The sequence below is a fragment of the Thermomonospora catenispora genome (assembly GCF_006363815.1).
Taxonomy (GTDB): Bacteria; Actinomycetota; Actinomycetes; order Streptosporangiales; family Streptosporangiaceae; genus Thermomonospora; species Thermomonospora catenispora.
In genome coordinates, this window is record NZ_RRYT01000030.1 from 49085 (window position 1) to 55084 (window position 6000).

The 6000-nt window shown below is 71.9% G+C and carries 3 protein-coding genes and 1 pseudogene; 3 read left to right on the top strand and 1 reads right to left on the bottom strand.

The window, feature by feature from the left end:
* Positions 1 to 55: 55 nt before the first annotated feature.
* Both leuS and EIO00_RS19685 read left to right on the top strand, forming a co-directional pair.
* On the top strand, positions 56 to 2560 hold the full coding sequence (leuS, locus tag EIO00_RS19680) for a leucine--tRNA ligase (RefSeq protein WP_140181110.1): 2505 nt from the start codon (positions 56 to 58) through the stop codon (positions 2558 to 2560).
* A 333-nt stretch (positions 2561 to 2893) separates the two neighbouring features.
* A complete protein-coding gene (locus EIO00_RS19685) occupies positions 2894 to 4483 on the top strand; it encodes an amidohydrolase family protein (protein WP_140181112.1) in 1590 nt (529 codons plus the stop codon).
* Between the two features lie 303 nt (positions 4484 to 4786).
* On the opposite strand, the gene lexA is transcribed toward EIO00_RS19685, so the two are convergent.
* Positions 4787 to 5488 (bottom strand): transcriptional repressor LexA, encoded by a 702-nt coding sequence (gene lexA, locus EIO00_RS19690; protein WP_175596285.1) that lies wholly within the window; start codon positions 5486 to 5488, stop codon positions 4787 to 4789.
* Between the two features lie 223 nt (positions 5489 to 5711).
* Here lexA and EIO00_RS24860 point away from each other — a divergent pair.
* Positions 5712 to 6000: pseudogene (locus EIO00_RS24860) on the top strand (hypothetical protein); the annotation flags it as partial.

Genomic DNA, 6000 nt, shown 5'->3' on the forward strand with positions numbered 1-6000 from the left:
GGCAGTTCCGCACGACGTTCCTACGTCCATATCTCGAAGACCGGAGTTGGTGAACGTGAGCACCGACGAGAGCACCCGCGAGGCCGGAGGCGGGGTCACGGCCCCCGACTCCTACGACCCGCGGGCGGTGCAGGACAAGTGGCAGGCCCGCTGGGCGGAGATGGACCCCTACCGGGCCGAGGAGTCCGACGACGATCCCCGCGAGCGGCGCTATGCGCTCGACATGTTCCCCTACCCCTCCGGTGACCTCCACATGGGGCACGCCGAGGCGTTCGCCATCGGCGACGTGCCGGCCCGCTACTGGTTCCAGCGCGGCTACAACGTGCTGCACCCCATCGGCTGGGACTCCTTCGGCCTGCCCGCCGAGAACGCCGCCATCAAGCGCAACGAGCACCCGGCCACCTGGACCTACGCCAACATCGAGACCCAGGCCGAGTCGTTCCGGCGCTACGCCCCCTCCTTCGACTGGTCGCGGCGGCTGCACACCTCCGACCCGGAGTACTACAAGTGGACGCAGTGGCTGTTCCTGCGCTTCTACGAGCGGGGGCTGGCCTACCGTAAGGACGGCCGGGTCAACTGGTGCCCCAACGATCAGACCGTGCTGGCCAACGAGCAGGTCGTCGGCGGGCACTGCGAGCGCTGCGGCGCCCTGGTCGAGCGGCGCTCCCTGACCCAGTGGTACTTCCGCATCACCGCCTACGCCGACCGGCTGCTGGACGACATGGAGCAGCTGGAGGGCAACTGGCCGGACCGGGTGCTGCTGATGCAGCGCAACTGGATCGGCCGCTCCACCGGCGCCGACGTGCAGTTCACCATCGAGGGGCGCAAGGAGCCGGTCACCGTCTTCACCACCCGGCCCGACACCCTGTACGGGGCCACGTTCTTCGTGGTCGCCGCGGACGCGCCGCTGGCCGATGAGATCTGCGCCCCCGAGCAGCGGGCGGCGTTCGAGGCCTACCGCGAGCAGGTCTCCCGCGAGAGCGAGATCGACCGGCTGTCCACCGAGAAGGAGAAGACCGGCGTCTTCCTGGGCCGGTACGCGATCAACCCGCTGAACGGCGAGCGCATCCCGGTGTGGGCGTCGGACTACGTGCTGGCCGAGTACGGGCACGGCGCGATCATGGCGGTGCCCGCGCACGACCAGCGCGACCTGGACTTCGCCCGCGCCTTCGGGCTGCCGGTGCGGGTCGTGGTCGACACCGGCGAGGGGGATCCGGCCGAGACCGGCGTCGCCACCACCGGCGACGGCCGCCTGATCAACTCCGGTCCGCTGAACGGGCTGAACAAGGCCGACGCCATCGCCAAGGCCATCGAGATCCTGGAGGAGAAGGGCCTGGGCAAGGCCGCGGTCAACTACCGGCTGCGCGACTGGCTGGTGTCCCGGCAGCGGTTCTGGGGCTGCCCGATCCCGATCATCCACTGCCCCTCCTGCGGGGAGGTCCCCGTCCCCGACGAGGACCTGCCGGTGCGGCTGCCCGACCTGCGCGGCGCGGACCTGGCCCCCAAGGGAACCTCGCCGCTGGCCGCCGCCGAGGACTGGGTGAAGGTGTCCTGCCCCAAGTGCGGCGGCGCCGCCAGGCGCGACACCGACACCATGGACACGTTCGTCGACTCCTCCTGGTACTACTTCCGGTACTGCTCGCCGGACTACACCGAGGGGCCGTTCGACCCCGAGCAGGTCCGCAAGTGGATGCCGGTCGACCAGTACACCGGCGGTGTCGAGCACGCCATCCTGCACCTGCTGTACAGCCGGTTCTTCACCAAGGTGCTCCACGACATGGGGATGGTGGACTTCACCGAGCCGTTCCGCCGGCTGCTGAACCAGGGCCAGGTGATCCTGAACGGCAAGGCGATGTCGAAGTCCACCGGCAACCTGGTCGACCTGGGCGACCAGATCGCCGAGTACGGCGTGGACGTGGTGCGGCTGGCGATGCTGTTCTCCGGGCCGCCCGAGGACGACATCGACTGGGCCGACGTCTCCCCGCAGGCGATGACCAAGTTCCTGGCCCGGGTGCACCGGATCGCCGTGGAGACCGCCGCCCCGGTCGGCGCCGACCCGACGACCGGCGACGCGGCCCTGCGCCGCATCACCCACCGGGTCATCCACGAGACCACCGCGATGGTGGAGGCGCAGCGCTTCAACGTCGCCATCGCCCGGATCATGGAACTGGTGTCGGCCACCCGCAAGGCCATCGACTCCGGCCCCGGCCCCGCCGACCCGGCCGTGCGGGAGGCGGCCGAGACCATCGCGATCCTGCTGTCGCTGTTCGCCCCCTACACCGCCGAGGAGGCGTGGGAGCTGCTGGGCCGCCAGGCCCCGGTGATCCGCGCCGGCTGGCCGTCGGCCGACCCGTCCCTGCTGGTGGAGGAGCAGGTCACCTGCGTGGTCCAGGTCGCCGGCAAGGTCCGCGACCGGCTGCAGGTCTCCCCGGACGTCACCGAGGAGGAGCTGGAGAAGCTGGCGCTGGCCTCGGAGAAGGTGAAGGCGGCGCTGGGCGGGGCGGACATCCGCAAGGTCATCGTCCGCGCCCCCAAGATCGTCAACATCGTCCCGGCCTGACCGGACGCGTCCCGGACGGGCCCGCCGCGGCGCGCGGGGGGCCCGTCGGCGTTCTCAGGTCCGCATGAGGGGCGCCTGTCCGGGCTGAGGGGCCGTCGGCGTGCTTCTTGGGCCGTCCTTCCCGGCGGCGGGTCCGTCGGCGTTCTCAGGCCCGCGTGAGGGGCGCCTGTCCGGGCTGCGGGGCCGGGCGGGGCGGAAGTCTCGGGCGGCGGAGCGTGCGCTCGGCCCCGGTGGCCGCAACGGCCAATGCGAGGGACGATCATTGTCCGCGGCGGCCATGGGTCGGCGGTGTGATCGGAGTCACCATCGCGGCAGAGGCCCGCGGAGGTGATCATGCCCGTTCCCCGCACGGCGGCGGCCCGGCTCGGAGCCGTCGCCCTGCTGCTGTGTTCCCTCATCATCGCGGCCGAGGCCGCCGCGTCCCGCCCGACCGCCGCCCAGGACGGCCCCGGGCCGGTGCGCGGATTCCTCGACGCGCACAGTCATCTGCACTCGCACGAGTCCTTCGGCGGCATGCTGCTGTGCGGCAAGCCGTTCGACCCGGACGGCATCCAGAAGGCCCTGCACGACTGCATCGACCATTACCCGGGCGGCGAGCTGGCGTTCTTTGAGAACTTCCTGCGCAACGGCTCGCCGTTCGGCACCCACGACCCCAAGGGCTGGCCGACCTTCAAGGACTGGCCCGCCTGGAACTCCCTCACCCACCAGACCGCCTACCACGAGTGGGTCGAGCGGGCCTGGCGCGGCGGCCAGCGCATCCTGGTCAACCACATGGTCGCCAACCGGCAGCTGTGCGAGGTCTATCCGCTCAAGCGCACCTCCTGCGACGAGATGACCAGCATCCGGTTGCAGATCCGCCGCGCCCACGAGCTCCAGGACTACATCGACTCCCTGCACGGCGGACCCGGAAAGGGCTGGCTGCGGATCGTCCGCTCGCCCGAGGAGGCCCGTCAGGCGATCGCCCAGGGCAAGCTGGCGATGGTGCTCGGCGTGGAGACCTCCGAGCCGTTCGGCTGCCGCATCGTGAACGGGACTCCCGGATGCACCGAGGCCGACATCGACCGGGGCCTCGACGAGCTGCACGCGCTCGGCGTGCGCAGCATGTTCCTGTGCCACAAGTTCGACAACGCGCTGTGCGGGGTGCGTTTCGACGGAGGCGTGCAGGGACTGATCGTCAACGCCGGGAACAAGCTCGGCACCGGGAAGTTCTGGCAGGCCGAGACCTGCACCACCGCCGAACACGACAACACCGTCACCGGCGGCACCCTCCCCAAGGAGCTGAGCTGGATCGACCCCGGCGGCGCGTTCCCCCTCTATCCGCCCGCCCCCCACTGCAACAAGCTGGGACTGACCGACCTGGGCGAGCACATGCTCCGCGGCATGATGCGGCGGAACATGTGGATCGAGATCGACCACATGAGCGTGCGCGCGGTCGCCCGCACCCTCGACATCCTCGAGCAGGCCGGCTACCCCCGCGTCATCTCCTCCCACAGCTGGACCGACCCCGGCTTCTATCCGCGCATCTACCGGCTGGGCGGCATGGTCGCCTCCTACGGGCACGGCTCGGAGGAGTTCGTGCGGAACTGGCGAGCCGCCAAGGCCGTCCGCGACCCCTCCCGCCTGTTCGGCTACGGCTACGGCATGGACGCCAACGGGCTGGGACCCCTGCCGCCGCCGCGCGCCGGCAACGCGGCCAACCCCGTCCGCTACCCGTTCACCAGCCATGACGGCAGCGTGACGCTGGACCGGCTGCGCACCGGGGAGCGCACCTGGGACGTCAATGTGGACGGCGTCGCCAACTACGGGCTGATCCCGGACTGGATCGAGGACATGCGCATCCTCGCCGGCCGGGAGATCGTCGACGACCTGGCCTGGGCCGCCGAGGCCTACCTGCGGGCCTGGGAGGCCCCGCCCGCCTCCTGACCGTCACCGCCGCGCCGCCGGCGCGGCGACGTCCCTCGCCGCCGCGCATCGCCCGGATCCCGCCCTCTGGGGCGCGGGCGATGCGCGGCGACGGCGCGAAGGGCGGACTCGCATCCGCCGGGCCGGACGCCTTGGGCGCGCCGGGGCGGCGGACGCGTGAGCGACGGCCTCAGGCCCCCGCCGGGGTCCGTTCTCGGAAGCGGCCGGGTCGGGGGCCGGGGCCGGAAGCGGCCGGGGCGGGGCGATGCGCGAGGGGCGGATCCGCGCCCTCCACGGCCCGCCCGGAGCGCCGGGGCGGCGGGGTCAGATCTTGCGGAGGACGGCGACCACGCGGCCCAGGATGGAGGCCTCGTCCCCGGGGATGGGGTCGTAGGCGGCGTTCTGCGGCATCAGCCAGACGTGGCCGTCCTTGCGCTTGAAGGTCTTGACGGTGGCCTCGCCGTCGATCATGGCGGCGACGATGTCGCCGTTCTCGGCGACCGGCTGCTGCCGCACCACCACCCAGTCGCCGTCGGCGATGGCGGCGTCGATCATCGAGTCGCCGGAGACCTTGAGCAGGAAGTGGGTGCCCTCGCCGACCAGCTGCCGGGGGAGGGTGAACACGTCCTCCACGCTCTCCTCGGCCAAGATGGGCCCGCCGGCGGCGATCCGCCCCACCAAGGGCACCAAGGCGGGGGCGGGAACCTCCTCCCGCCCGGTAGAGTCCTCTACGGACTGCGAAGCGGTGCCCCGGAAACGGTCCGGTGCGGCACCGGGCATGCGGACCTCCACGGCGCGCGGGCGGTTGGGATCGCGCCGCAGGAAGCCCTTGCGCTGCAGGGTCCGCAGCTGGTGGGACACGCTGGAGGTGCTGGTCAGCCCGACGGCTTCACCGATCTCCCGCATCGACGGGGGATAGCCGCGCCGCTGCACCGAGTCCCGGATCACCTCGAGCACCATCCGCTGGCGCGGGGTGAGACCGCTCTCGTCCATCGGCCCGTCGGGCATCTCCCGGACCTTGCTCATCGCTCTGACCGCCTCCTGGGCGCCGGGCGTGCCCGACTGACCGGCACGCCACCCGTACGGGGACCTCGCTCCTGGCAGGCACGTTAGCGCGGATCCCGCTGATGATCAAACAATTGTTCGAAGAAACCGGCGTGTTCCTCTCGCCTCTTTCGACGCCCTGCGCTACATATCGTACATCCGTTCGATCGAACTGGCATTCGAATCCCTCGATCGGAGGCCACGCATGGCGAGCCTGACCCGGATCACGCCCACCGGCCGTTCGATGCGCACCCGCAAGCACCTCGTCCTCCTCCCCGGCGGCGACGCCGCCTCTTCCGCCTCTTCCTCCTCTTCTTCCTCCTCCTCCCAGAGCTGCGCCCCCTCCCGCCGCGCCCCACGCGGCGCCGACCCCGCCGCGTCCCAGGGCGGCCCGGACCAGGCGTCGCCGCGCCGTCGCCCCGCCGCGCCCCATGCGGCGCCGACGCCGCCCCCCGCCCGCGACGGGGAGGGCGCCGGCGCCCGCGGCTCGTGCG

Coding starts and splice junctions, on each gene's coding strand:
- lexA (WP_175596285.1), bottom strand. CDS start 5,488: ATGAGCAAGGTCCGGGAGATGCCCGACGGGCCGATGGACGAGAGCGGT.
- EIO00_RS19685 (WP_140181112.1), top strand. CDS start 2,894: ATGCCCGTTCCCCGCACGGCGGCGGCCCGGCTCGGAGCCGTCGCCCTG.